Here is a 26,953-nt window from a genome sequence, read left to right on the forward strand (position 1 = left end):
ACTCCGACTGGGAATCGTCGCGCGCTCGAGCCAGCGGAGGCGACGCCCTCGTTCGCGCGGCTCCGGGCTCGACTGAGGATCGTCGCGCTCGAGCTGATGAAGGCGCCGTCGGTCCGCCCTGCTGCGAGCGCGGCTCCCGAGCTCGCCTGTTACGAGCACGCGGCTACGGCTCCGACTGGATGAAGAGCTCGTTCGCGACGGTGTCGACATCGGTGTCGCGCGAAGCGGTCTCGACAAGCGCGACGAGGCCCGCCTCGCCCGGTGCCGCTGCGACGAAGTTGGTATCGTCCGCCGCGACGGGTGCCGCGTCGACGGGAGCCGCTGCGGCGTGGGCTGCGACGAAGCCGGCATCGTCTGCGTTCGTCGTGACGGGGGCCGCATCGGCGCGTGCCGCGGCGTGCGTTGCGAGGCCCGCCTGGGGTGCCGCGTGCGGTGCGACGAGGGATGCATCGGCGCGTGGCGCTGCCGTGTCCACTGCTACGAGCGCGATGAGGCCGGCATCGGCGCACGCCGCTGCGGCGTCCGCTGGGACGACCGCGACGAGGCGGCCGCGATCGAAGAGACGCCGCTCGATCGCGCGTGCGAGCGAGGCCGGCACCTCTGCGACAAGACCGCGCTGACCGAGCCGCGCGCGCCGCTCCTCGACCGACACCACGCCGCGCGCCGCAGCGACGTCGCGTGCGGTTGCGTAGTCGCGCGCCGCAGCGACGTCGCGTGCGGTTGCGTAGTCGCGCGCCGCAGCGACGTCGCGCGCCGCAGCGACGTCGCGCGCCGCGGCGGCGGCGGCGCTGCGGAGCATGCCGGCGGCGACGGTGTCGTTCGTGCGTGTGTCGATGACGATGAAGGCGCCGGTCGTGCGGTTTCTTGTGTAGGGGTCGAACGTGAGCGGGGCGCGTGCGCGGAGTTGCACGCGCGCGATCGCGTTGAGGCCGAGCGGCTGCGGCTGCGGCTGCGACGGGGCCGCGTCGAGCTCTGCGCGTACGGTGCGCGTCGTGTGCTTCACGAGGTAGACGCGACCGCGCTCGAGCGGGCGCTCGCTCATCCATACCAGGTCGGCCTCGAGGAGGCTGGCGCTCTCCGGGAGATCGTCGGGGTGCGCGAGGAGGTCGCCGCGGCTCACGTCGATCTCGTCGCCGAGGCGCAGCGCGACGCTCTCGCCCGCCCCCGCGCTCGCGACGCTGCGGTCGCCGACGTCGATCGCGACGACGCGCGCGCGCTTCCCCGAAGGGAGGGCGACCACCTCGTCTCCCACCGCGATCGTGCCCGACGCGATGCGGCCCGCGAAGCCGCGGTACGAGAGGCCGGGCCGGATGACCAGCTGCACCGGCATGCGGAAGCCCGTCGCCGCCGGCGCCGCGGCCGGCAGCGTCTCGAGCCGCTCGAGCAGCGTCCCGCCCGTCCACCACGGCATGCGCGTGCTCGCCGCGACGACGTTGTCGCCCGCGAGCGCGCTCACCGGGATCGCGGAGAGCGACGGCAGCCCGACCACCGCGGCGAGCGCGTCGAGCTCCGCCACGATCGCGGCGAAGCGCCCTTCGTCGAAGGCGACGAGGTCCATCTTGTTCACGCACGCGACCACGTGCGGGATCCCCAGCAGCGCGGCGATGCGCGCGTGGCGCTCCGTCTGCTCGATGACGCCGAGCCGCGCGTCGACGAGGATGACGGCCGCGCCGGCGGTCGACGCCCCCGTCGCCATGTTGCGTGTATACTGCACGTGGCCGGGGGTGTCGGCGATGATGAACTTCCGCCGCGACGTCGTGAAGTAGCGGTACGCGACGTCGATCGTGATCCCTTGCTCCCGCTCCGCGAGGAGGCCGTCGGTGAAGAGCGAGAAGTCGATCTCCGACGCCGACGCGCCCACCCGCGTCGCGCCCCTCGCCGACGCGCGACGAACGGCGTCGAGCTGATCCTGGTAGAGCCCGTGCGCGTCGTGGAGGAGCCGCCCGATCAGCGTCGACTTCCCGTCGTCGACCGAGCCGATCGTCACGAAGCGAAGGATCTCCTTCTCTTCTTGAGCCTGGACCCACTCGTGCAACGCGTCCGCGCTCGTCGTCGTCCAACGCAAGGCCATCAGAAGTAGCCCTCGCGCTTCTTCGTCTCCATCGACGCCTCCTCGTCCTGATCGATGAGGCGGCCCTGGCGCTCCGAGACCTTGGCCTCGATCATCTCGCGGATGATCTCCGGCAACGTGGCGGCGGTGCTGCGGACCGCGCCCGTGAGCGGGTAGCAGCCGAGCGTGCGGAAGCGGACCATCTCCGTCCGCGGCGTCTCGCCGGGCAAGAGCGGAAAGCGATCGTCGTCGACCATCAAGAGCGCGCCGTCGCGCTCGACGACCGGACGCGGCGCCGCGAAGTAGAGCGGCACGATCGGGAGCCCTTCGAGCCAGATGTATTGCCACACGTCGAGCTCGGTCCAGTTGGAGAGCGGGAACGCGCGGAGGCTCTCGCCCTTCCGGACCTTGCCGTTGTAGAGGCTCCACAGCTCCGGCCGCTGGTTCTTCGGGTCCCACTGCCCGTACGGATCGCGGAACGAGAGGACGCGCTCCTTCGCGCGCGAGCGCTCCTCGTCGCGGCGCGCGCCGCCGAACGCCGCGTCCCAGCCGCCCGCGCGCAGCGCGTCGAGGAGCGCGTGCGTCTTCATCACCTGCGTGTACTTGTTCGAGCCCCACGTGAACGGGCTCGCCCCCTCCGCGAGCGCCGAGTGGTTCGTGTGGACGCGCAGGTCGACGCCGTGCTCGCGCGCGAAGCGGTCGCGGAACGCGATCATCTCGCGGAATTTCCACGTCGTATCGATGTGGAGGAGCGGGAAGGGGAGCGGCGCCGGCGCGAACGCCTTCTGCGCGAGGCGGACGAGGACGGAGGAGTCCTTTCCAATAGAATAGAGGAGGACCGGCCGCTCGAGCTCCGCTACGACCTCCCGGAAGACATGGATACTCTCCGCTTCCAACTCCCTGAGATGCGAGAGCCGCCGCGGTTCCGTACGCGTCGAGACCATCGAGTTTACGATAATGAATGTACGTCTAACATGAAGGAGCGGGGCGCGAGAGCGATTGTCACTTTGTCAGCTGGCCGGGGCCGGCGACCGAAGTCGCGCCATCCTGGCGACGGACCGGGTTCTCCACAGCCCGAAAATCCCCAGAATCTCCTTGATCTTCGCGGGCTAAACGAGTGGCATGCGCTTCGCAAATCGACACATTTGCGGCGCATCCTCCATCATGGCCATCCAAGTCGACCAGCTGCTGAAGAAGAACTTCTGGCTCGTGATCCTTCCGATGATCGGGATCGCGGCGCTGCTGAACGCCCAGGCCGTGACGCAGCTCGTCGGCATCGGCCTCGGCCCGGACGAGAAGGCGCTCTCGACCCCACCGCCCGTCGCGAAGGGGACGATCCTGACGACGACGAGCGCTCGCTCGACGGACCCCGAGCCGATCATCACCCGCAACCCGTTCGACCACGTCACCGGATCGCTGAAGCCGGTGCCGGTCGACGAGAGCGTCGAGACCACGGGCCCGCTCGATACGACCGATCCCTGGAACGCCCCCAACTGCGACGGGGTGAAGGTCCTCATCATCGCCGCGTCGGCCGATCCCGAGTGGTCGTTCGCGGCGTTCAGCGGCGAGGGCGGCAAGTCGATCATGCGCCGCCGCGGCGGCGACGTGAACGGCAAGACCCTCCACTTCGTCGGCTGGGACCGGGTCTGGCTCCAGAACGGCGCCGCGCTCTGTCAGGCGAGCCTGTTCGAGACGAAGGACGCGCCGAAGGCCGCCGCCCCCGCCGCGCCCGCGCCCGCCTCCGACGCCGGCCCGCCGCCGCGTGGCGCGAAGCCGCTCGATCCCGACATGGCGAAGGGGATCCAGAAGGTCAGCCCGACCGAGTTCAACATCGATCGCGGCGTCGTCGACAAGATCCTCGAGAACCAGGCGGAGCTGATGCGTCAGGCGCGCATCGTCCCCGAGCAGGAGAACGGCAAGGTCGTCGGCATCCGCCTCTTCGGCGTCCGTCCCGACACGCTCCTCGGCACGCTCGGCATGGAGAACGGCGACCGCCTCCAGACGATCAACGGTTTCGACATGGCGAGCCCCGAGAAGGCGCTCGAGGCGTACGCGCGCCTCCGCACCGCGGACAAGCTGACGATCAGCCTGAACCGCCGCGGCCAGAACATGAACATCGACTACAACATCCACTGAAAACGAGCTCCCATCATGAGTCACGACACGAAAGACGACGACCTCTTCGCCCGCACCTGGAAGACGGTGGTCGTCCTCGTCGGCGCCTGCATCGTCTTCGTCGGCGGCCTCTCCGCCACCGCCGTCTTCGTGACGAGCCGCGCCGTCGCGCCGGCCTCGCGCTCCACGAGCGACGAGAGCGAGGCGAAGACCCCCGCGCCGGCCGCGACCACGACGGCGAAGAAGCCCGTCTCGATCTGATCGCCGAGCCCAACGTCGATGAAGAAGCGATCTGCAGCGCTCGCCCTCACCGCTCTCTCCGCAGTTCCCTTCATCGCGGGGCTCGCGGAAGCGCAGCCGCGCATCCGCGATCGCAGCCCGCGCGGCGACGCGTCGGCGATCCCGACGCAGGCGACGCCCACGCCCGCCGCCGGTGGCGGCACGAAGGACACGACCCCCACGGTGGGCCCGAACGGCAAGGCGCAGGGCGACACGCAGAGCCTCTCGCAGTTCGAGAGCGGCCTCGAGTTCGAGCCGCGCTCCCCGAACTCCCGCGTCACGTTCTCGCTCGAGGACGCCGACCTCGGCGAGCTCGTGCGCGTGATCTCGCAGATGACGGGGAAGCGCTTCATCTTCGGACCGAAGGTGAAGAACATCAAAGCGAGCGTGTACACGCCGCAGAAGATCACCGTCGCCGAGGCGTACCAGGCCTTCCTCTCGATCCTCGAGGCGAACAAGCTCACCGTCGTCCCGCACGGCCGCTTCCTCAAGATCGTCGACACCGACGCGATCGCGACGACCGGCACGCCGGTCTACGGCGCGACGGAGGCGTCGCCGTCGGAGGAGCGCTACGTCACGCGCCTCCATCGCCTCGGCCACATCAGCGCCGACGACGCGGCGGGGGTCCTCGGCAAGTTCAAGTCGAAGGAAGCGGACATCACCGTCTACGCGCCCGGCAACCTCATCATCATCACCGACACCGGCACGAACATCCGGCGGATGATGACGATCCTCGAGGAGATCGACGTCGGCTCCTCGGGCGATCAGATCTTCTTCGAGCCGATCCACTACTCGTCGGCGCAAGAGGTCGAGAAGCGCATCAACGAGCTCTTCGACATCAAGGCCGCCTCGACGCCCGCGGCGCCCGCGCGGGCCGGCGCGGCCGGCAGCGCGCCGTCCACGAGCGCGAGCGCGGGCGGCGGCGGCGAGCTGCACGTCGCGAAGATCGTCGCCGACGACCGCACCAACTCGCTCATCATCGTCGCGACCGAGCGCGCGTACCTGCGCATGCTCGAGCTGATCAAGCGCATCGACGTCCCGCAGACGGGCGAGGGCGAGATCCACGTCCTCCCGCTCCAGCACGCGGACGCGACCGAGCTCACGAAGACGCTCACCGAGATCATCACCGGCGCGGTCGCCCCCGCGGCCGGCACCCCGCCGGGCCGCGGCGCGGCTGCGCCGGCCGCGACCCCGGGCGCGCCGCCGCAGGGCATCTTCGAGGGCGGCGTGAAGGTCTCCGCCGACAAGGCGACCAACTCGATCGTCATCACGTCCTCGCTCCGCGACTACGTCTCGCTCCGCGCCGTCATCGATCGCCTCGACCAGCCGCGGCGTCAGGTCTTCATCGAGGCCGTCATCATGGACCTCCAGCTGAAGCGCTCCGACGCGCTCGGCGTGAGCTTCCACGGCGGCGTGCCGTTCAAGTTCGAGACGGACAACGACTCGACCATCTTCGGCGGCAACAAGATCCTCAACACGATCCCGCCGATCCCGACCGGCGACCCCGACGCGCTGCAGGGCTTCGCCCTCGGCGTCCGCGGTCCCGGCATCCCCGGCACGCAGAACCTCCTCGGGACGGGCATCTCGATCCCCGCGTTCGGCACGTTCATCCAGGCGATCGCGCGCACGGGCGACACCGACCTCCTCTCCACCCCGCACATCCTCGCGCTCGACAACGAGGACGCGGAGATCAACGTCGGCGACAACGTCCCGCTCCAGACGAACCAGGGCCTCGGCTCGCTCGCGGGCCTCGCCGGCGGCGCGACCGGCGCGGCGGGCGCGGCCGGCCTCGGCGCGCTCGCCGGCGGCCTCGGCGGCTTCGGCGCGTTCGGCGGCGTCCCGCGTCAGGACGTCGGCACCAAGATCAAGATCAAGCCGCACCTCAACGACTCGAACGAGGTCCGCCTCGACGTGCAGGAGGAGATCAGCGAGGTCGGCGCGAACGTCGGCGGCACCTCCGGCGCGTTCAACATCTCGAAGCGCACCGCGACGACCAAGCTCGTCGTGGCCGATCAGCAGACCGTCGTCATCGGCGGCCTCATCCGAAACGTGGTCGGCCGCTCGGAGGAGAAGGTCCCCGTCCTCGGCGACATCCCGGTCCTCGGCGCGCTCTTCCGCAAGCGCACGAACCAGAACGAGAAGCGCAACCTCATCCTCGTGATGACGCCGTACATCATCCGCAACCAGCAGGACCTCCGGACCGTGTTCGAGCGGAAGATGCAGGAGCGGCAGGAGTACCTCGATCGCTACTTCGTCTTCAGCGAGGTGCAGGAGTACACGCCGCCGAAGGACTGGTCGCGCACGAACGGCCTCGTCGAGGACATTCGCCAGTCGTACTTCAAGCTCGACGAGCGCCGTCGCCTCGACGAGATCGCGCGCCCGAAGGACGTGAAGATCCACGAGCCGCAGCAGCCGATCGAGATGCCGCAAGGCATTCGCCCCTCCTCGAGCGGCGCGGGCGGCGCGCCGCCGCCGACCGGCGACACGCCGGCGCCGACGCGCACGCGCCGCGGCGGCACCAACGACACCGCCGGTCAGCCGCAGCCGCAGGCGCCGGCCGGGGGCGGCAACCCGCCGGTCAACGTCACGCCTCCGACCAGGAACATCGAACGGATCGAGCGGTGAGCATGGAGCAGCGCTTCCTCGGCGAGATCCTCACGCGTCGGGCCGGCATCCCGCTGGAGCGCCTCGAGCCGCTGTACGCGGTGCAGCGCGAGAAGGGCATCGAGCTCGTCGATCTCCTCGTCAACGGCAACGTCGTCGACGAGGCGACGATCGCGCGCGCGCTCGCGGAGGAGGCGGAGCTCCCCTACATCGACAAGATCGACGTCGACCGCATCGCGACGCCGCTCGCGACGCGCCTCCCGATCGGCTTCGCGAAGCAGCACAAGATGCTCATCACGAACGAGGACGACTTCTCCGTCTTCGTGCTGATGGGCGATCCGTTCGACACGACCGCGCTCGACGAGGTCCGCGTCCTCTTCGGCAAGCCGGTCGAGGCCACCGTCGCGCCGAGCGAGAAGATCGAGGACGCGATCAACCGCGTCTACGAGCGCGACGCCGGCGGCGGCGAGCTCGAGTCGAGCGAGGAGCACGTCGACGACGAGGTCGCCGGCGGCGACATCCTCGACTCCGACGACGAGGCGCCGGTCATCCGCTGGGTCAACTCGCTCTTCCTCCAGGCGATGAAGGAGCGCGCGAGCGATATCCACATCGAGCCGGAAGAGAAAGAGGTCATCGTCCGCTATCGGATCGACGGCGAGCTCTACGTCGCTCGTCGCGCACCGCGAGCGTTCATGAGCAGCATCGTCAGCCGCGTGAAGATCGAGTCCGCGCTCAACATCGCCGAGAAGCGCCTCCCGCAGGACGGACGCATCTCGAAGAAGATCGCGGGCAAGGCGTTCGACATCCGCGTCAGCACCATCCCGACGAGCCGCGGCTACGAGCGGATCGTCATGCGTCTCCTCAACAAGTCGTCGGTCCTCCTCGACCTGCCCGACCTCGGCTTCAGCGCGCGCGACTACGCGCTGATGGACACGCTCATCCACCGCCCCGACGGCATCATCCTCGTCACCGGCCCGACCGGCTCCGGCAAGACGACGACGCTGTACGCGTGCTTGAACCGCATCAACCAGCCGAACATCAACATCCTCACGGCGGAGGACCCGGTCGAGTACGAGCTCCCCCAGATCCATCAGGTCCACGTCAACGCGAAGATCGGCCTCACCTTCGCGAGCGCGCTCCGCGCCTTCCTCCGTCAGGATCCCGACGTCGTCATGGTCGGCGAGATCCGCGACAAGGAGACGGTCGAGATCGCGATCAACGCGTCGCTCACCGGTCACCTCGTGCTCAGCACGATCCACACGAACGACGCCGCCGGCGCGTTCACGCGTATGGTCGACATGGGGGTCGAGCCGTTCCTCCTCCGCTCCGCCGTCATCGGCGTCCTCGCGCAGCGCCTCGTGCGCATGCTCTGCCCGAGCTGCAAGGAGTCGTACAACGCGTCGCCGGCCGACCTCGAAGAGCTCGGCCTCACGCCGGAGCGCGCGGCGGCGCGGCGGAAGCGCCAGACGATCCCGACCTCGCGCTACTACCCGCGCAGCGTTCACGCGCAGGACCCGCTCGAGCACCTCCCCGAGCACATCACCCTCTTCCGCCCGAAGGGTTGCGACAAGTGCGCGCAGACGGGCTTCACCGGCCGCCGCGGCATCTACGAGCTCCTGATGATGGACGACGTCGTCGGTCCGATGGTGCTCAAGGGCGCCGACGCGCAGGCGATCAAGCGCGCGGCGATGGAGCAGGGCATGGACTCGCTCCGCGACGACGGCGCGCGCAAGGTCCTCGCCGGGCTCACCAGCCTCGAGGAGGTCCTCGGCGCGACGCAGGACGACGTCGAGGCCGACACCGCGCAGCCGACCTCCGTCCGCAACGTGAGGGTGTGAGGTCCCCCGATGGCGGTCTTCGTCTACACCGGCCTCGCGGTCGCGAGCGGGAAGAAGGTCTCCGGCGTCCGCGACGCGGACAACCCGAAGATCCTCCGCGCGCAGCTCAAGCGCGAGGGCATCCTCCTCACGGAGGCGTCGGAGGAGAAGCGGGGCAAGAAGCAGGGGCGCTCGATCAACCTCGGCGCGTTCTTCAACCGCGTCTCGGTCGGCGACGTCGCGATGCTCACGCGCCAGCTCGCCACCCTCGTCGGCGCGGGCATCCCGCTCGTCGAGTCCGTCTCCGCGCTCATCGAGCAGGTCGAGAAGGAGGAGCTCCAGAAGACGCTCGCGCTCGTCCGCGACCGCCTCAACGAAGGCACCGCCCTCGCGAAGGCGCTCGAGCCGTTCCCCCACATCTTCCCGCCGATCTACACGAACATGGTCGCGGCGGGGGAGGTCTCCGGCACGCTCGAGACCGTCCTCGAGCGCCTCTCCGACTTCATGGAGAAGCAGGCCCACCTCCGGAGCAAGGTCGGCGGCGCGCTCGCGTACCCGATCCTCATGCTCATGCTCGGCACCGGCCTCATGACGGTGATGATGGTCGTCGTCGTGCCGAAGGTGACGAACATCTACGCCACCCTCGACCGCGCGCTGCCCTGGTACACCGCGCTCCTCATCTTCGTGTCGAACGCGCTCTCGTCGAACGAGATGCTCGGCTTCGTCACGTCGCTCGCGACGATGGTGTTCACGCGCAAGGCGCTCGCGCCGGGCACGAAGAAGACGGCCTGGACGATCGCGGCCGTGCTCGGCGCCTCCGCGCTCCTGATGTTCTTCTTCGCGGTGAGCTCGATCCTCTCGTACTCGATCGGCATCGTCATCGGCATCGTCGTCGGGTTCGTCCTCTCGCGCTTCCTCCTCTACATCGCGACGCCGCAAGGAAAGGTCTGGAAGGACGGAATCCTCCTCAAGGCTCCGTTGTTCGGCCCCGTGCTCCGGATGCTCGCGGTCAGCCGCTTCGCCCGGACGCTCGCGACGCTGCTGAAGAGCGGCGTGCCTCTCCTCAAGGCGATGGACATCGTCCGTCACGTCCTCGACAACGCCGCGCTCTCGAAGATCGTCGAGGACGCGACCAGCTCGATCCGCGAAGGCGAGTCGATCTCGGTGCCGCTCAAGCGGAGCAAGCAGTTCCCGCCGATCGTGGTCCACATGATCGCGGTCGGCGAGAAGTCCGGTCAGCTCGAGACGATGCTCGAGAACGTGTCACGCGCGTACGACGCCCAGGTCGACACGCGCGTCCAGGCGATGACGAGCCTCCTCGAGCCGCTCATCATCGTGTTCATGGGTGGAGGCGTCGGCTTCATCGCCTTCTCCATCCTCATGCCGCTCATCCAGATGAACGACTTCGTTCAGTGAGCGACCGATGAAGCCTCGTCCGAGCGCAGTGAAGGTCTTCTTCCCGTGGGAGCGCCGCCGTGGCGTCTTCGGGGTCCTCGGCCGCGCGCGGGTCCGGGTCGTCGCGGTCGCGCTCGTCCTCGTCGCGCTCATCGTCTGGATCCGCGGCCGCGAGGAGCGGTCCGCCGGCATCCGCGCGACGCGGGCCTCGATCACGACGATGTACCGCGCGGTCTGGGCCTACCGCGCCGACCACGACAACCAGTGCCCCCATGAGCTCAACGAGCTCGTCGCGCAGGGGTACTCTCATGACGTTCCTCTCGACGCGTGGGGCCGCCCGCTGCGGCTCACATGTCCAGGGCGCCGCGATCCGCGCGGCTTCGAGATCACGAGTGACGGCCCCGACGGCATCGCCGGCGGCCTCGACAGGGTAGAGTGAGCGAAGGGAAAGGCACAGGCAAAGGAACCGAGATGAAGACCCGATACAACCTCAAGCGACTTCGCCGTCTTGCTTCTCGTGGCGTCACGCTCATCGAAATCCTGATCGTCCTCGCGATCGTCGGCTTGATCGCCGGCGGCGTCGCGGTCGTCGCGATCCCGAAGTACGCCGAGGCGCAGAAGAAGCAGGCGAAGAACGACGTCCTCGCCATCCACCCCGTCGCCGAGAAGTACCGCGTCGACCACCCGGGCTCGTGCGTGACGGTCGAGCAGCTGAAGGCCGAGAAGGAGCTCAGCCCCGGCTCGAAGATCACGGACCCGTGGGACACGCCGTACAAGATCAACTGCGCGGACGACGAGACCTACGTCCTCAGCGCGGGCCCCGACAAGAAGGAGGGCACCGCCGACGACATCCGCATCCCCGAGGGCGCCCCCGGTCAGTGAGCTAGCCCCGTTCGTCGAACTGAATCCCGTTCCCATCGCCGGAAATGAAGTACCTGCATTTTACATATTTCCGGCCGGCGAGGGTCAGGCGCGCGCGAGGCATGACCCTCATCGAGGTGCTCATCGTCATGGCGCTCATGGGGCTCATCCTGAGCGCGGTGGTGATCGGGTCGGGGCAGCTGTCGTCGTCGAAGCTGCGGCGCTCGTCGACGATGATCACCGGGGCGATCCGGATCGGGTTCGCGCGGGCGACGTCGTCGTCGAAGACGGTGCGGCTCGTGATGGACTTCGAGGAGTCGGAGATCTGGCTCGAGGAGGGCGACCAGCCGCACCTCGTGCAGTCGAAGGACCTCAGCGGCACCGGCGGCGCGGCGGCGGGGACCGAAGAAGAGAAGGCGGCGCAGGAAGAGACGGGCCGCATCATGAAGGGGCCCACCGCGCCGCGGACAGCGTTCCGCGAGATCGACGCGATGGGCATGGCGGCCTCGGCGCCGGGCAAGGGCCACAAGAAGCTCGACAGCAACATCCATTTCCGGCGCGTGCAGACCTCGCACGACGTCGAGGAGCGGAAGAGCGGGCGCGCGTACCTCTACTTCTGGCCCGGCGGGCAGACGGAGCGCGCGGCGATCCAGCTCAAGGTCGGGACGAACGACGACGAGTCGAACGCGGTGACGCTGCTCGTCGCGCCGCTGACGGCGAAGGTCACGGTGAAGGACGGCGCGGTGGACATGCCGAAGCCGGTCGACGACAAGGAAGCCTCCGAGCGCGACGACACGGGGTCGTTCTGATGAAGCGGCGCGGCTTCTCTCTCCTCGAGGTCATGGTCGCGATCGCGATCCTCGGCCTGTCGCTCACCGTCATCCTCTCGGCGCAGGGCGGCCTCGCCGCGTCGAACCGCAGCGCGGCGAACATGGGGACCGCGACGCAGCTCGCGCGCTGCAAGATGACCGAGATCGAGGAGGGCCTCCTCAAGCTCGGGTACCAGGAGATCGATCAGATCGAGACCGGCGTCTCGTGCTGCCTCGACGCGACGCCGGAGACGTTCAGCTGCGATACGCGCGTCGAGAAGATCGAGCTGCCGAACCAGAACGGCGGCAACTCGCTCGGCGACGGCGGCGCGCTCGCGGGCATGACGAGCATGCTCGGTCCGAACAACGTCGCCGGTGGCCCCGGCCTCGACCTCGGCGTCGACGCCGGCGGCGGCCTCGGCGGCCTCCAGTCGATGACGCAGCAGCTCACCGCGGGCGCCGGCGCGGACGGCCTCATCTCGATGGTCATGGGCATGCTCTACCCGTCGCTGAAGCCGATGTACGAGGCGAGCATCCGCCGCATCACGGTCACGGTGCGCTGGAAAGAGGGCCCGGTCGAGCGCGAGCTCCCGCTCACGCAGTTCGTCACCAACCCGCAGCGCGGCGGCTTCGCCGGCAGCGCGCTCATGGCCGACGGCGGCGCGATGGACTTCGGCCCCGCACCGGGCACCGGCGGCACGGGCGGCACCGGCACCGGCGGCACGGGCACGGGCACCGGCACCGGCGGCACCTCGAGCGGAGGGCACCGATGACACGGCGCGCTCGCCGTCGCGGCATGACCCTCCTCGAGATCATGGTCTCGATGGCGGTCATGGCGATGATCTCCCTCCTCATCTACGGCGCGTTCGACTCGATCTCGCGCGGTCGCCGCGGCGAGGCGCTGCGCGCGGACCGGGCGCGGCAGGGGCGCGACGCGATCGAGCGCATCGTCCGCGAGCTGCAAGGCGCGTACATCTCGATGCACACGCCGTCGATGCCGGCCCTCGTCACGCGGACGACCGGGTTCTACGCGCAGAGCTCCTCCCAGTACGACCGGGTCGACTTCACCGCGTTCGCCCACCGGCGCGTGAACGCGGAGGCGCGGGAGTCGGATCAGGCCGAGATCGGGTACTTCGTCGTCCGCGATCCGGACGTCGACGGGAAGATGGACCTCGTCCGCCGCGAAGAGGCGCCGATCGACATCGACTTCAAGCGCGGCGGCGTCGTGAACGTCCTCGCCGAGGACGTCGAGACGTTCGATCTCAAGTACCTCGATCCGCTGACGGGGCAGTGGGTCGAGACGTGGGACTCCACGCTGATGAGCGCGCAGCTCAATCGCCTCCCGCTCGAGGTGCGCATCGAGCTCGAGCTCAAGCCGGTCAAGAACACGCCCGCCTTCAAGTACGTCACGAAGGCCTTCATCCCGATCCAGCAACCCTTGACCTTCGGGATCCCGAAATGAAGGCGCCGCGTCAGAAGCCGAGGCTCCGGCGCCGGAAGAAGCGCGGGACCGAGCGCGGCATCGCGCTCGTCATGGTCATGGGCGCGATCGCGATCCTGACCGTGATGCTCGCCGAGTTCCAGGACGAGACGAGCGCCGAGCTCGCCGCCGCGACCGCGCAGCGCGACGGCATCCAGGCGGAGTACTCCGCCCGCAGCGCGCTCAACCTCTCGCGGCTCCTCATCGCGAGCGAGCCGACGATGCGCAAGGCGATCGCGCCGCTCTTCATGCTGATGAAGCGAAGCCCGCCGCAGCTCCCGCTGTGGGAGTTCTCCGATCGCATGCTCGGCATCTTCAACGATCCGGAGTCGAGCCAGGGCTCGGCGTCGTCGCTCGGCATCGATCCGACCCAGGGCAAGAACCTCGGCCTCCCCAACGGCGCGTGGGAGCTGTCGATCGTCGACGAAGACTCGAAGATCAACATGAACCTCGGCGCGGCGAACGAGATCGCGCACATCCGCCTCGCGAAGGAGATCATGGGGCTCCTCGCGCCGATCCAGTACGACCCGCTCTTCAACCAGCGCGACGGGGCGGGCCAGTACAACGACCGCTTCCAGACCTGCGCCGCGATCATCGACTGGGCGGACGTCGACGAGCAGGGCTTCAACTGCAACATGCAGCAGATGACGGCCGCCGCCGCCGCCGGCATCGAGGACAACTACTACGCGTCGATCCAGCCGAAGGGCTACCGGCGCAAGAACGCGCCCTACGACTCGCTCGCCGAGCTTCACATGGTGCGCGGCGTGAGCGAGGACTTCTGGGCGACGTTCATCGACCCGGCGCCGGAGGACCCGAAGAAGCGCGTCGTCACGGTGTGGGGGCAGGGCGCGATCAACGTGAACACGGCGAACGCGCAGACGCTGCTCGCGGTGGTGTGCTCGGGGGCGGTCCCCACCGCGCCGCTCTGCAACGATCCGATGCAGCAGCAGACCTTCCTCACCGCCGTCACGATGGCGCGTGGAATGACGATGGGAGCGCCCCTGTTCGGATCGCCGAAGGACTTCGTGCAGGCGATGACCGGCGCGGGCCAGCTCGGCACGCTCCTCGCCGCCCTCGGCCTCCAGAACGTGCAGTTCCATTCGTCGAGCGAGTTCCAGAAGTCGATCACGACCGAGAGCAAGATGTTCTCCGTCTACGCGGTCGGCATCAAGAAGGGGTACCGTCGAGAGACACGCGTGAAGATCCATGCCGTCCTCGACTTCCGCAACGCGCCGGCGCTCGGCAGCACCATGACCGGGATGCCGGGCATGACGACGCCCGGCGCCGCGATGCCGGGCATGACCGGCGCGATGCCGGGCATGACCGGCGCGACCACGAACCCAGCCGACGCCCTCGCGGCGGCCAACATGCCGAGCACGGGCGGCCAGGTCCTCTATTACAAGGTGGAGTAATTCGTGAGCACGTTTCTCGGAGTCGACATCGGAACGACCGCGGTCAAAGTCGCCGCGATCCGGACGGCGTACCGCAAGGTGCAGCTGATCGGGCTCGCGAACGTCGAGATCGCGCAGGCGGGAGGCGTCAACGAGGCGATCGGGATGGCGGTGCGCTCGCTGATGGGCGAGTCGAAGCACCTCGGCGACGCGATCGCGATCGCGCTCCCGGGCGCGCGCGCGACGGTGAAGATGGTCGGCCTCCCCGCGAGCGCGCAGAAGCAGATCGGCGAGGTCCTCCCGTTCGAGCTCGAGGCGTCGCTCCCGTTCGACCTCGCGGAGGCGGTGTTCGACTACCGCGTCCTCCCCGGGATGCGCGAGAAGAAGGGAGAGGAGCTCTCCGTCCTCGTCGGGGTCGCGAAGACGGCCGACGTCGTCACGCGGATCGACCTCCTCAAGAACGCGATCGGGGTGGAGCCGGAGCGCGTCGGCGTGGGGGCGTTTCCGATCGCCAACCTGCTGCCGCACGTCTCGATCCTCGGCGAAGGCGTCTGCGCGATCGTCGACCTCGGCACCGTGTCGAGCGATCTCATCATCCTCGCGAACGGCGAGCCGGTCTTCGCGCGCACGATCGGGATGGGGACGAAGGGGCTGCCCGGCACCGCCGCGAAGCTCGCGCGCGAGCTGCGCACGACCATCGCCTCGCACCGCGCGCAGGGCGGGGAGGCCCCCTCGCGGCTCTACCTCTGCGGCGGCGGCGCGTACGTGTCCGGCGCGGAGGCGTTCCTCTCCAGCGCGCTCGAGATCACGGTGGAGCGCCTCCCGCCGCCGATGATCGAGGCGCCGGCGATGCGGCCCGAGCAAGGCGCGACGATCGCGCGCTTCGCGATGGCGATCGGCCTCGCGCTCGGACTGCAGTCGAAGGCGATCGGGTTCAACCTCCGCAAGGGCCCGCTCGCGTTCGAGCGCGGGCTGTCGTGGATCAAGGAGCGCGTGCCGCTCCTCGCGGGCCTCGCCGCCGTCATCCTCGTGAGCTTCCTGTTCTCCGCCTGGGCGCAGCTCTACGCGAAGTCGAAGGAGCGCGCCGTCCTCGAGGCCGCGCTCGCGACGGTGACGAAGGAGGTCCTCGGCGAGGAGACGTCGGACGCGACGCGCGCGAAGGAGCTCCTCGCGTCGCAGACGGCGATCAACGACGAAGACCCGCTCCCGCACGCGGACGCCTGGGACGTGATGCTGAAGCTCTCGGAGCACATCCCGAAGGAGATCACGAGCGACATCGAGGAGCTCGATCTCCAGAAGAACCACGTCGTCGTCCACGGCGTGGTCGGCACCGTCGCCGACGCGGAGACGATCCGGACGAACCTGAAGTCGGAGCGTTGCTTCACGGAGCCCAAGATCACGCGCACCGATCAGGCGGTCGGCGCGGAGAACCGGAAGAAATACGTGCTCGAGTTCGATCTGAGGTGCCCCGAAGACCAGAAGGGCGGAGAGAAGAAGAAGCCCGGCTCGGCCGGCGCGAGCGCCTCGGCGAGCGCGGCCCCCGCGGGAGGGAAGTGAGATGGCGATCTCGATCTTCGAACGTTGGGGTCTCAATCCGCGCGAGCAGCGCATGGCGACGGCGGCGGTCTTCGTCTTCGCGGGCGTGCTCGTCTTGGCGATCCCGGTCGGCCTCTCCATGCTCGTGTCGAGCCGCACGCAGCAGAACGAGGAGCTGAAGGAGGCCCTCAACTCCGTCAACCAGGCGCGCGGCAAGATCAGGGAGCGCCAGGACCGGAAGGCCTCGATCGCGAGCCGCTACGCGAAGAAGACGCCCGCGCTCGGCGGCTTCATCGAGCAGGCCGCGGCGACGTCGAAGGTGCAGATCGGCGACTCGGTCGATCGCCCCGACGTGAACCACGGGAAACAATACGTGGAGCGCCACACGGTGGTGCACCTCAAGAACTCGGGCCTCGGCCCGGTCGTGAAGTTCCTCGAGACCCTCGAGAAGAGCGAGTATCCGATCTCGGTGACGCGCCTCAACATTCGCAAGCGGTCGGGCGATCCCGACTCGTATGGTCCGATCGAGGTCGGCGTCTCGGCGTACGATCGCAACGCGCCGGCGACCCCCGCGACGCCGGCCGCGCCGGCGAGCGCCGCGCCCCCGACGAAGTGACGAGGAAGCGATGGAGAACACCCAACAGCCGACCGCGACACCGCAAGTCTCGAGCGGTCCCTCGTTCCCCGATCGGATGAAGGTCCTCGCGCGCCGCATCGCGCCGAAGCTGGGGTACCCCGCCTTCTACCTGTTCTGTCTCCTCATCTTCATCTCGTGGACGTTCCCGTACGAGAAGCTGAAGGACCGCATCGTCACGCAGTTCAACGCGCAGCAGTCGAAGAGCAGGAACCCGCAGGAGCTCCAGATCGACGAGCTCGACTCGTCGTTCGTCACCGGCGTGAAGGCGAAGGGCGTCCGCCTCATCTCCCCCCCCGCCGAGGCGGGCAAGGCGCCGAGCGTGCTGACGATCGACGAGGCCCGCGCGCGCATCTCGCTCCTCGGTCTCCTCGTCGGCAACAAGAGCGTGAGCTTCAAGGTCGAGGCGTTCGACGGCATCATCAAGGGCGCCTTCGACGACAGCGGCAAGACGCGCGAGATCGAGATGAGCTTCGACGGCGTCGACGTCGGTCGCGTCGACCTCGTCGCCGCGAACGTCGGGTTTCCGATCGACGGCAAGCTGTTCGGCGCGATCAAGCTCACGATGCCGGAGGGGAAGGCCTCGAAGGCGAACGGCACGATCGAGCTCGAGATCCGCGACGCGAACGCGGGCAACACGAAGGAGCTGACGCTCAAGACGCCGCTCGGCCCGTTCACGCTCCCGCGCCTCAAGATCGGCAACTTCATGATCAACGGCGAGGCGAAGGACGGCGTCCTCAAGATCACGAAGATCTCCGCGAGCGGCGGCGACGTCGACGTCGCGGGCGACGGCAAGATCCAGCTCCGCGAGGTCGCGAACGACGCGCACCTCGACGTGAACCTGAAGTTCAAGATCAACGACGCGTACCGGAACAAGAACGACAAGACGAAGCTCCTCTTCGGCTCGCCCGGCTCGAAGGAGAAGCCGATGCTCGAGATGGACCCGAAGATGGGGAAGGCGAAGGGCGCCGACGGCTTCTACGTCCTCCGCGTCGGCGGCACCCTCGGCAAACCCGACGTCCGCGCCGGCACCCCCGCCAGCGGCCCCGCGAGCGAACCCAAATGATCAAGGAACACGCCTGGGCCCCAGAAGCTGCTGCGGCAACGCCCCCGCGAACGCGCCTGGGCAAGGGCGCCCCAGCAGCAGCTGCGGCAACGCCCCCGCGAGCGCCCGGGGCCCCAGAAGCGGCCGCTCCAGCGGGCGCGAAGCGCCCCGAGCGCGCAGCGCGAGGGCCGTGTCTGGGGTGGGGGTGTCGGGGGCGAAGCCCCCGACGTTGACAGACCACCATGCTCGTTGGTGTCATTCATCTTCCGCCGCTTCCCGGTAGTCCGCGGTCTGTGCTCGCCGCCGCCGACTGCGCGCGGTCTGCTGCTGGCGACGCCGCGTCTCTCGCGCAGGCGGGCTACGACGCGATCATCGTCGAGAACTTCGGCGACGCGCCGTTCTTCGCCGGCCGCGTTCCGCCGGTCACGATCGCGGCGATGACGGCGTGTGCGCTCGCGGTGCGCGCGGCGGCGCCGGACACGAAGCTCGGCATCAACGTCCTCCGCAACGACGCGGAGTCGGCGCTCGCGATCGCGGTCGCGACGGGCGCCTCGTTCATTCGCGTGAACGTCCACACCGGCGCGCGCGTCACGGATCAGGGCGTCATCGAGGGCGACGCGGCGTCGACGCTCCGGCTGCGCCGCGCGCTCGGCGCCGAGGTCGACGTCTGGGCCGACGTCGACGTGAAGCACTCCGCGCCGCTCGGCCCGCCGCGTCCCATCGCGCAGGAGGTCGAGGACACGACGAAGCGCGCGCTCGCCGCCGCCGTGCTCGTGACGGGGGAGGGGACCGGCAAGGGCGTCGACGTCGAGAAGCTCGCGGAGGTGAAGAAGGCCGCCGGCGCCGCACCCGTCTACGTCGCGAGCGGCGCGACGATCGAGACGTTGCCGCTCCTCGGAGCCCACGCAAACGGCGTCATCGTCGGCAGCGCCCTCCGCCCCGGCGGCATCCCAGGCGGCCCGATCGACATCGCCCTCGCGAAGTCCTTCGCCGACGCGTACAGGCGCGCGTTCGCGCGCTAGTTGTTGCTTCCTCAACGTCGGGAGCTTCGCCCACGGAATGGCCTGGCCCGGGGATTTGCCCGGCTGGCCGAGGTCTTCGTCTGGGACTCGTACTCCTGCAACAACAGCTCCGACTATCGGCTCGTCGCGGAGTTCAAGACGCCACGGGCCGCCGAGGCCCGCCGCGTCGCGCGCGCCCCTGACGTCAAAACCTACCCGCGAGGCCTGCGTAGCTTGGGCCGAGGACGGCGCGGACGTCGACGGGGCGGAAGGCGGCGGGGGGAGGGGGCGCCTCCTCCTTCTTCTCCTTGCCGCTGAGGACGAGGCCGACGACGCCGACGCCTGCGCCGACCGCGCCGGCGATGAACGCGACGGTGGAGATGTTGCCGAGCGTGGTCGCCGAGTCGATGTCGCCCTGCGAGCCGGCGGGGCAGCGATCGTTCGGGCAGCGATCCTTGAGGTCGCTCGTCTTCGACATGCTCATCAGACCCGTCACCGCGCCGACGCCGATGCCGACCGCGGCGAGGCCGAAGCCGCCGTACATCATGAGCTTCGGTGCGCCGAGGCCGCTCTTCGGCGGGGGCGGCGGCGGCGGGGGCGGCGCCGAGGGCTGGTCCTTGAGGTCGACGTCGACCGTCTTGGCCTCCTTCTCGGCGACGGTGACGTCGACCGTCTTCTCGAGCGTGCCCGACTTCACGGTGATCTTGTGCGCGCCCGGGTTCACCTTGCGCGGGCTCGTGGCCTCCTCCGGCGGGACCGGCTCGCCGTCGATCGTGATCGTCGCCGGCTGGCCGGCCTCGAGGTTGGCCGGCACCACCACGACGGTGGGGATGCGCTGCGCGAGCTCCGTCGCCATCGTCTCGGCCGCCTTGCGGGCGGCGGTGAAGGGCGCCGGCTCGCCGGGCTTCTTCTCCATCTTCGCGATGCGCTGGAGCGTCGCGTCGGCCTCGATCAGCTTGCCGAGCGCGACCTGCGTGCGCGCGACCTCGATCGCGGTCGACGGCACGTTCATGATGTCGTCGCCCCGCTCGTACGCCGCGAGCGCGCCGACGAGGTCGCCGCCGTCGCGCTTCTTGTCGCCCTCGTCCATGGCGTTGCGCGCCTGCTCCCTCTGCTGCGGAGTGGGCGAAACAGCCTGCGCGTGAGCGACGGAAGGGAACGTAAGGACCGCGGCCGCGAGGAACGCGGCGGCCGTCAACGACGTGGTGCGCATCTAGAAGCCTCGATCGACCTTCTTCGTACCAGTCTTTCCGGTCCCTGTCCCAGCAGGCGTCCATTTGTGACCGGAGGCGGTCGTCGGGGTCTTCGGCGGCACGACGGGGGCGGCGCTCGCGGCGCTCGGCGGTGGGGTCGGATCGGGCGCCGGGTCCGGCGTCGGATCGGGCGCGGAGGGCGGCGTCGGATCCGGAGCCGGCTCGACCGGCGCTGGCTCGGGGGGCGCCGCGATCGTGCTCGCGGGCTCGGGCGGGTCGGGGAGCGTCGTCTCCGCGGGCGGCGGCTCGTTCACGCGCGCGGCCGCCTTCGGATCCGGATCCGAACGGCGCATCACCGCGGAGCTGATGATGAGGATCACGCCGACGAGCGCCGCCGCGCCGAACACGCCGAGCGTGGCCGCGCCGATGTAGCGGCGCCGGCGCGCGGCGAGGACCGGGTCGACCTGCGACACCGGCGGGTACTCCATGTTCGCGGAGCCGAGCGTCGAGTTGCTCGTCGCGCTCGGGCTCTCGCCGAGGCCGTGCTGCGCGTAGTCCGCGGCGGGGCTCGGACGTACCGGGCCCGTCATGTCGATCTGGCGCTGGCTGCTCGGCGTCGACGGGACCTCGTGCGGGGTCACCGACGGCATGCTCGGCGTGCTCGGCAGGTTCACCGGCGGCTGGATGAGCGGGATCGTGCCCTGCGACGGCGGGCCGACCGCGATGTTCGGCGCCGACGCCGGCTGGTTCGTCCCGCCCGAGTCGCGCTTCTTCGCTTGCTCGAGCGCGGTGTCGACCGCGCGGCGGCGCGCGGCCTTGCGCTCGGCGAGGAGCTGACCCGTGTATTGTGCAACTTGCGCCGCGCCGGTGGGCTCGTTGATCGTGACGAGCGCGGCCTCGAGCGCCTGCGACAGCTCGAGCGCGGACGCGAAGCGGTTGGTCGCGTCGTGCGCGAGCGCCTTGTCGACGATCGCGCAGATCGCGGGGTGGAACTTCTCCTTGTCGAGCGGCGGCGGCGGCTGGCCGCTCGTCAGCTTGTGCAGCGTCGCGACCTCGTTCACGCCGTCGTAGGGCGGATCGCCGGTGAAGGCCTCGTAGAGCATCGCGCCGATCGCCCAGACGTCGGCGCGATGGTCGATCTTTCCGCCGACCGCCTGCTCCGGCGCCATGTAGCGGATCTTGCCCTTGAGCTGACCCGCGCTCGTCTCTTGCGAGATGCGGTCGCGCGCCTTCGCGACGCCGAAATCGATGATCGACGTCGTGCCGTTGTTGCCGACGAGGATGTTCTGGGGAGAGACGTCACGATGCACGACGCCGAGCAGCGTGCCGTCGCGGTCCTTGAGCTCGTGCGCGGCGTGGAGGCCCGCCGCCGCGTCGGCGCAGATGCGGAGCGCGACGCCGGCGGGGACCTTCTCTTTGCGCTGCTCCGCCGCGCGCAGGATCTTCGAGAGCGAGTCGCCGTCGACCCACTCCATGACGATGAAGTAGTTCCCTTGCTCTTCGCCGACGTCGAGGATGCGCGCGACGTTCGCGTGCTCGATCTTCGAAGCGATGCGCGCCTCGTCGAGGAACATCTCCTGGAAGCGCGGGTCCTGCGAGTACTGCGGCAGGATCATCTTCACGACGACCATGCGCTCGAAGCCGAGCCGTCCGCCGAAGCGCGCGAGCCACACCGAGGCCATGCCGCCATACGCGAGCGGGCACAACAGCTCGTAACGGTCGAGGCGATACCCCGGTTGGAGCGTGGAGGGATCCATGACTCCTTCGAGGTCAGTATCGCCTGATCTTTCTCGTCACGCGAGAAGATCGTGAGCAATGTTGAGAAGGTGCGATGACGGCTACCGAGACCGCAGGATGTCGTTCTTCTTCTCTTCCGACATGCTGGCGCGGCGCTCGCGGAGGCGCGCGAGGAGGGCCTCGCGATCGGCGACGCGCGTGACCGCCGTGTCTTCCTTGGGCTGCTTCGCCTCTCTCGGCGCCTCTTCTTGTTGCGCTTGTTGCGCGGAGGGGATGGGCGGGGCCGCGACGGTGGTGGTCGCATGGACGTTCATGGACGCCGAGGCAGGTGGCTCTTCCACCAGCATCGCGCGCTTGCCGGGGCGCGTCTTCGCTTCGTCCGGGATCCGAACCGGCTCCGCTTCGGCCTCGGGATCCGGCGGCTTGCTCGTGGGCCGATCGCTCTTGCGCGCGTCGACCGGCGGTGGCGGCGGCGTGCCTTGCGTGAGGATCGACGCGAGCATGGGGTCGGGCGCGATCGTCGCGTTCGGGTTCGGCGGCGCGGACGGCACGCCCGACGGGAGGCTCGAAGGCGGCGCCATCGGCGCGAACGACGGCATCGCGACGAGCGGGCTCGGCGGCAACGACGGATCCGGCGGCGGCGCCGACGTCGCCGGGAGCGGCGGCGGCTTCGCGGTCGCGGCCGACGGCGGGTTCGACGAGGGCGCGCCGTTCACCGCGGGCGCCGACGCGTCGTCGGGCTCGAGCTCCGAGCTCGAGAGCTCCACCGACGAAGGCGGCGGCGCCGAGATGGGCTCCGGCGTCGGCGGCGGCGCGACAGGCTCCACCGAGATGGGCTCCGGCGTCGGCGGCGGTGAGGGCGCCACGATCGGCTCCGGCGTCGGCGGTGGTGAGGGCGCCACGATCGGCTCCGGCGTCGGCGGCGCCGCGGGCACGGGCTGCGGGGGCATCGAGCCGGAAAGGCGCGCTTCGCGGATCGCGGCGGCGCGATCGACGAGCGCCTTCGACTTCGGATCGAGGCGCGTGAAGCGCAGCGCGAGGCCGGGCTGTCCGCGGAACGCGCTCTCCTTGTGCTGGAGCACGCGCCCCTCGCCGCGCAGCACGACCGCGCCGCTCTGGAGCGTGACCTCGAAGCGGAGGATGACGCCCTGCGGGCGCGGCTGCGCGCCGATGAGGATGACGCTCGTCTTCCCGACCGTCTCGAGCTCGCTCTCGAGGAACTCCTCCTCCGAATCGTACGGACGCACGATGCGGACGGCGACCGGCGGGCGCGCGTTTTCGGCCACGGGTTCATCCTAACATCCATGCGTGGTACGTCCGCTTTCATGACACGCATTCTGGTGGTCGGCGGCGGATCGCGCGAGCACGCCCTCGGCGCCGCGCTCGCGGGCGCGGGCCGCACGCTCCTCTTCGCGCCCGGCAACGCGGGCACTGCCACGATCGGGATGAACCACGCCGTCGCGATCGGCGACGTCGACGCGCTCGTCGCGCTCGCGAAGGAGGAAGAGGTCGACCTCGTCGTCGTCGGACCCGAGCTGCCGCTCACGCTCGGCCTCGTCGATCGGCTCGCCGCGCGAGGCATCCGCGCGTTCGGGCCCACCCAGGCCGCCGCGCGCCTCGAAGGATCGAAGGCCTTCATGAAGGACATATGCAAGCGCGCCGGTGTGCCGACCGCGGACTTCGCGGTGTTCACCGACGCGGAGGCGGCGAAGGCGCACGTCCGCGCGGCGGGGCGCCCGCTCGTCGTGAAGGCGGACGGCCTCTGCGCGGGGAAGGGCGTCGTCGTCGCGGCGAGCGTCGACGAAGCGTGCGCCGCGATCGATCGGATGATCGTGGAGCGCGCGCTCGGGGACGCGGGCGCCACCGTCGTCCTCGAAGAGCTGCTCCCGGGCGAGGAGGCGAGCTTCCACGTCGTCTGCGACGGCGCGCGCGCGGTGCCGCTCGTCGCGGCGCAGGACCACAAGCGCGTCTTCGATCGCGACGAGGGCCCGAACACCGGCGGCATGGGGGCGTACGCGCCGGCGCCGGTCGTCACCCCCGCGATCGCGGACGAGGTGATGCGCGCGATCGTGACGCCCACGCTCCGCGCGATGGCCGACGCGGGCGCGCCGTTCCGCGGCGTCCTCTTCGTCGGCTTGATGATCGACGCGGGCAAGCCGCGCGTCCTCGAGTTCAACGTGCGCTTCGGCGATCCGGAGACGACCGTGCTCGTGCCGATGCTCGACGGCGACTGGCTCGCGCTCCTCGATGGCGCGGCGCGCGGAGACCTCGCGCGCTTCGAGCCGCGCACGAAGCCAGGCGCCGCGCTCGCGGTCGTGATGGCGAGCGAGCGCTACCCGGCGACGCCGAAGACGGGCGACCGCATCGAAGGGCTCGACGACGCGCGCGCGGTGGCCGGCACCTATGTGTATCATGCAGGTACCAAGCGGGCGGACGACGCGGTCGTCACCGCCGGCGGCCGCGTCCTCACGGTCGGCGCCCACGCGACGACGCTCGCGGAGGCGCGCGCACGCGCGTACGACGCGGTCGCGAAGATCCGCTGGCGCGGCGAGCACCACCGCACCGACATCGGCCATCGCGCGCTGGGCTAGCGCGGCGGGCGGCCGATGCCGCCGAGGGTGCCGCCGTCGACGTCTTCGCGGACGGGGACGGCGAGGAAGTGGAGGGCGCGGCGCGCGTCGAAGCCCTCGTTCGCGCCGCCGTCCTCGAGCGTCTTCTTGATCCGCGGGTCGCCGAGCAGGAGTAGCGCGAAATTCGATGGTGCCAGGAAATACGTGGTCGGGTTCGCGTCGGGGCGCGACATCGCCTGCACGGTCGCGAGCGTCTGATCGAGCGAGAACGGCGGGGCGGCGTCGGCGAGACCGGCGTCGTCGGCGGGACCGGCGTCGTCGGGGCGGTACGCGACGCGGAAGCCGTGCGTGCCGTAGACGGTCTCGTCCGTGAAGTCGAGGTCGAGGAGCGCGGACGCGCTCGCGTCGTAGAGCGGTGGCGACTCGGCGACCTTCTGCGTGAGCGGCGCGCCCGCGGCGGCGTCGAGGTCGCCGAACGTCACGTCGACGTGCTCGCCGAGCGGGACGTCGCCGGCGAGCGCCTCGGAGAGGTTCACGAGCTCGACCGGCAGCGTCGTCGCCGCCGTCTGCGTCGTCGCCGCGAGAGGGAACGTCAGCACCTTCAAGCTCCCGGCGTTGGCGTCGAAGCCCTCGCCGCACTCGGAGGGCTCGACGCCGGTCTCGGTGAGCCAACCCTGGCGGCCGCAGCCGCTGACGACGAGCGCCGTCGTCTCGTCCACGCCGATCGGCTCCGAGAGCGGACCGAGCACCTCGTAGTCCTTGCCCTCCTGGATGTCCGCCTTCGCGAGGACCTCACCGCAGTCGTCCTGCGTCGGATCGTCGGGCGTCGCCGCCACCCGCGTCTGGTTGATGACGTAGACCTTCCCCGGCGCCCGCGTGATCGCGCCGATGCGGGTGACGCTCCCCATCTCGACGCCGACGACGTTCGATTGCGGGAGGACGCGCGAGTCGGGCTGCGGCGGCAGCTCTGGGTATTTCTCGAAGCAGAGACGGAACGCCGGGAAGGCCGCCGCGTGCACGATGACGACGCCGCTCGTCGGGCCGGTCGCGCCGCCGTCGCCGACGCCGATCGGTCCGCCGCTGTCGATGTCCCCCCCGTCTCCGCCGCCGGCGAAGGGCGAGCCGTCGTCGTCGCCGCCGCACGCGAGCGCGACGGCGCCGGCGGCGCCCGCGATGGAGGCGAAGAGGGCGATGCGGCGGACCTTCCTCACGGCGTCGTCGAGGCGTCCGCTTCGGCTTCGGCGCCGGCGTCGGCGAGGATCGCGGGATCGAGGACCGGCACCGCGACGATGTGGAGCGCGCGCCGCGGGTTGAAGGCCGGGTTCGCGCCGCCGCCCGCGCGCTCCTCGGAGTGCGAGGGATCGCCGAGGACGAGGAGCGCGTAGTTGGAGGCCGCGCGGTAATACGTGGTCGGGATGTCACCGGGGGCGGAGAGCTGCTGCACGTCGGCGAGGGACTGGCGTCGCGTGACCTTCTGGGCGTCGATCGTCGAGATGACGTCGAACCCCAGGCGGCCGTACGACTCCTCCTTCGTTTGATCGACCGCGAGCCGCGCCTCGCCGCCGGTCTCGAACGCCGTCGCGTTGAGAGGGAGCGACACCTGCGCCTCGGCGCCGGCGTCGATCTCGGGTCCGAACTTCACCTCGACGGAGGCGCTGACCGCTGCGGCCGCGGGCGAGAGGTTGAAGATCGCGACCGGGATCTCGGACTCGGTCGGTCCGTCGGGGGAGGCTGCGAGCGTGAGCGCCGTCGCCGCCAGGTTGCCTTCGACCGGCTTCCAGTCGCCTCCGCAGCTCGCGACCGCCGGCGTGCCCGCGGCGGGTGGGGCCGCCAGCTGATCGAGCCCTCGGATCGTGACGGCGTCCGCGCACCCCGTGATCGCGAGGACGTCGACGTTCCCGACCCCGAGCGGACGCTCGATCTTCGTCGCGAAGTAGTAGTCGCGGTACGCGATGAGGGGGTTGGAGAGCGCGTCGCCGCCGATCTCTGAGATGAGCTGTCCGCACGTCCGCGCGTCCTCGGCGCCGGACTCGACGCGGATCCGCGCCTCGTCGATCACGTAGACCATGCCCGCCGCCTCCGGGAGCGCGTCGATGCGCACCGCCCCGCCGACCTCGACGCCGACGACGTTCGCGCCCGGCATCACCTTCGAGTCGGGCTGCGGGAGCTTGTCGGGGTAGTTCTCGAAGCAGAGACGGAAGGAGGGGAACGTCGCCGAGTGCGCGACCACCACGCCCGTCGCGGCGGGGCTGCCGAACTCCGGCGCGGCCCCGCCGCCGCTGCTGCTGCTGCCGGCGCCGTTGGGGTCGCCCGAGTCATTGTCGCCGCGGCCGGACTTCCGGCTGTCGAGGGACATGCTGTCGTTCATGTCGGCGCACGCGATGCCCACGGTCGTGAAGAGCGCCACCGCAACCAAGGCCTTCGCATGTCTCATGC

Annotated in this window: 23 protein-coding genes; 16 read left to right on the forward strand and 7 right to left on the reverse strand. The window is 70.1% G+C overall.

Translation table 11 applies throughout. The features are described from left to right. Positions 1 to 163: 163 nt before the first annotated feature. Both KF837_40420 and cysD read right to left on the reverse strand, forming a co-directional pair. Entirely contained in the window at positions 164 to 2,071 is a 1,908-nt protein-coding gene (locus tag KF837_40420; protein MBX3233658.1) for a sulfate adenylyltransferase, read from the reverse strand. Then, positions 2,071 to 2,994, reverse strand: coding sequence for a sulfate adenylyltransferase subunit CysD (cysD, locus tag KF837_40425; protein MBX3233659.1), 924 nt, complete (start codon positions 2,992 to 2,994; stop codon positions 2,071 to 2,073). The genes KF837_40420 and cysD overlap by 1 nt, the downstream gene beginning before the upstream one ends. Positions 2,995 to 3,220: 226 nt before the next feature. On the opposite strand from cysD, the gene KF837_40430 reads away from it, so the two are divergent. From KF837_40430 to KF837_40500, 15 genes are all read left to right on the forward strand, one after another. Continuing rightward, positions 3,221 to 4,186, forward strand: coding sequence for a general secretion pathway protein GspC (locus tag KF837_40430; protein ID MBX3233660.1), 966 nt, complete (start codon positions 3,221 to 3,223; stop codon positions 4,184 to 4,186). Between the two features lie 15 nt (positions 4,187 to 4,201). Continuing rightward, positions 4,202 to 4,426: a hypothetical protein gene (locus KF837_40435; GenBank protein MBX3233661.1), complete on the forward strand. Its 225-nt coding sequence runs from the start codon at positions 4,202 to 4,204 to the stop codon at positions 4,424 to 4,426. Positions 4,427 to 4,444: 18 nt separating this feature from the next. Continuing rightward, positions 4,445 to 7,069 (forward strand): type II secretion system secretin GspD, encoded by a 2,625-nt coding sequence (gene gspD, locus KF837_40440; GenBank protein MBX3233662.1) that lies wholly within the window; start codon positions 4,445 to 4,447, stop codon positions 7,067 to 7,069. Then, positions 7,066 to 8,886 carry a type II secretion system ATPase GspE gene (gspE, locus tag KF837_40445; GenBank protein ID MBX3233663.1) on the forward strand — a complete coding sequence of 607 codons (1,821 nt, stop codon included), beginning with the start codon at positions 7,066 to 7,068 and terminating at the stop codon, positions 8,884 to 8,886. The genes gspD and gspE overlap by 4 nt, the downstream gene beginning before the upstream one ends. A gap of 543 nt (positions 8,887 to 9,429) precedes the next feature. Continuing rightward, a complete protein-coding gene (locus tag KF837_40450; protein MBX3233664.1) occupies positions 9,430 to 10,281 on the forward strand; it encodes a type II secretion system F family protein in 852 nt (283 codons plus the stop codon). Positions 10,282 to 10,288: 7 nt separating this feature from the next. Beyond that, positions 10,289 to 10,699: a type II secretion system protein GspG gene (locus KF837_40455; protein MBX3233665.1), complete on the forward strand. Its 411-nt coding sequence runs from the start codon at positions 10,289 to 10,291 to the stop codon at positions 10,697 to 10,699. 32 nt (positions 10,700 to 10,731) lie between these two features. Then, positions 10,732 to 11,142, forward strand: a complete 411-nt coding sequence (locus KF837_40460; GenBank protein MBX3233666.1) for a prepilin-type N-terminal cleavage/methylation domain-containing protein — start codon at positions 10,732 to 10,734, stop codon at positions 11,140 to 11,142. A 44-nt stretch (positions 11,143 to 11,186) separates the two neighbouring features. Continuing rightward, complete coding sequence (locus KF837_40465) at positions 11,187 to 11,930, forward strand: type II secretion system protein (GenBank protein MBX3233667.1); 744 nt, start codon at positions 11,187 to 11,189, stop codon at positions 11,928 to 11,930. Beyond that, entirely contained in the window at positions 11,930 to 12,703 is a 774-nt protein-coding gene (locus tag KF837_40470) for a prepilin-type N-terminal cleavage/methylation domain-containing protein (GenBank protein ID MBX3233668.1), read from the forward strand. The genes KF837_40465 and KF837_40470 overlap by 1 nt, the downstream gene beginning before the upstream one ends. Then, on the forward strand, positions 12,700 to 13,392 hold the full coding sequence (locus KF837_40475; protein MBX3233669.1) for a prepilin-type N-terminal cleavage/methylation domain-containing protein: 693 nt from the start codon (positions 12,700 to 12,702) through the stop codon (positions 13,390 to 13,392). The genes KF837_40470 and KF837_40475 overlap by 4 nt, the downstream gene beginning before the upstream one ends. Beyond that, the gene (locus tag KF837_40480; protein MBX3233670.1) at positions 13,389 to 14,822 is read left to right on the forward strand and encodes a general secretion pathway protein GspK; all 1,434 of its coding nucleotides are present in this window, start codon (positions 13,389 to 13,391) and stop codon (positions 14,820 to 14,822) included. Before KF837_40475 ends, KF837_40480 begins: the two co-directional genes overlap by 4 nt. 3 nt (positions 14,823 to 14,825) lie before the next feature. Then, positions 14,826 to 16,358, forward strand: coding sequence for a pilus assembly protein PilM (pilM, locus tag KF837_40485; GenBank protein MBX3233671.1), 1,533 nt, complete (start codon positions 14,826 to 14,828; stop codon positions 16,356 to 16,358). 1 nt (position 16,359) lies between these two features. Then, a complete protein-coding gene (locus KF837_40490) occupies positions 16,360 to 16,953 on the forward strand; it encodes a hypothetical protein (protein MBX3233672.1) in 594 nt (197 codons plus the stop codon). A gap of 10 nt (positions 16,954 to 16,963) precedes the next feature. Then, positions 16,964 to 18,037, forward strand: a complete 1,074-nt coding sequence (gene gspN, locus KF837_40495) for a type II secretion system protein GspN (GenBank protein ID MBX3233673.1) — start codon at positions 16,964 to 16,966, stop codon at positions 18,035 to 18,037. 221 nt (positions 18,038 to 18,258) lie between these two features. Then, positions 18,259 to 19,038 (forward strand): BtpA/SgcQ family protein, encoded by a 780-nt coding sequence (locus KF837_40500; GenBank protein ID MBX3233674.1) that lies wholly within the window; start codon positions 18,259 to 18,261, stop codon positions 19,036 to 19,038. Between the two features lie 184 nt (positions 19,039 to 19,222). Here the strand turns inward: KF837_40500 and KF837_40505 are convergent, their stop codons facing one another. From KF837_40505 to KF837_40515, 3 genes are all read right to left on the reverse strand, one after another. After that, the gene (locus KF837_40505) at positions 19,223 to 20,230 is read right to left on the reverse strand and encodes a hypothetical protein (protein MBX3233675.1); all 1,008 of its coding nucleotides are present in this window, start codon (positions 20,228 to 20,230) and stop codon (positions 19,223 to 19,225) included. Continuing rightward, a complete protein-coding gene (locus KF837_40510) occupies positions 20,231 to 21,967 on the reverse strand; it encodes a serine/threonine protein kinase (protein ID MBX3233676.1) in 1,737 nt (578 codons plus the stop codon). Between the two features lie 81 nt (positions 21,968 to 22,048). Beyond that, on the reverse strand, positions 22,049 to 23,233 hold the full coding sequence (locus tag KF837_40515) for a hypothetical protein (GenBank protein MBX3233677.1): 1,185 nt from the start codon (positions 23,231 to 23,233) through the stop codon (positions 22,049 to 22,051). Between the two features lie 39 nt (positions 23,234 to 23,272). On the opposite strand from KF837_40515, the gene purD reads away from it, so the two are divergent. Then, positions 23,273 to 24,538 carry a phosphoribosylamine--glycine ligase gene (purD, locus tag KF837_40520; GenBank protein MBX3233678.1) on the forward strand — a complete coding sequence of 422 codons (1,266 nt, stop codon included), beginning with the start codon at positions 23,273 to 23,275 and terminating at the stop codon, positions 24,536 to 24,538. Here purD and KF837_40525 read toward each other — a convergent pair. Next, positions 24,535 to 25,728, reverse strand: coding sequence for a hypothetical protein (locus tag KF837_40525; protein ID MBX3233679.1), 1,194 nt, complete (start codon positions 25,726 to 25,728; stop codon positions 24,535 to 24,537). The genes purD and KF837_40525 overlap by 4 nt on opposite strands. Beyond that, a complete protein-coding gene (locus KF837_40530; protein ID MBX3233680.1) occupies positions 25,725 to 26,951 on the reverse strand; it encodes a hypothetical protein in 1,227 nt (408 codons plus the stop codon). Before KF837_40530 ends, KF837_40525 begins: the two co-directional genes overlap by 4 nt. Positions 26,952 to 26,953 lie beyond the last annotated feature (2 nt).

This window comes from Labilithrix sp. (genome assembly GCA_019637155.1).
Taxonomy (GTDB): Bacteria; Myxococcota_A; Polyangia; order Polyangiales; family Polyangiaceae; genus Labilithrix.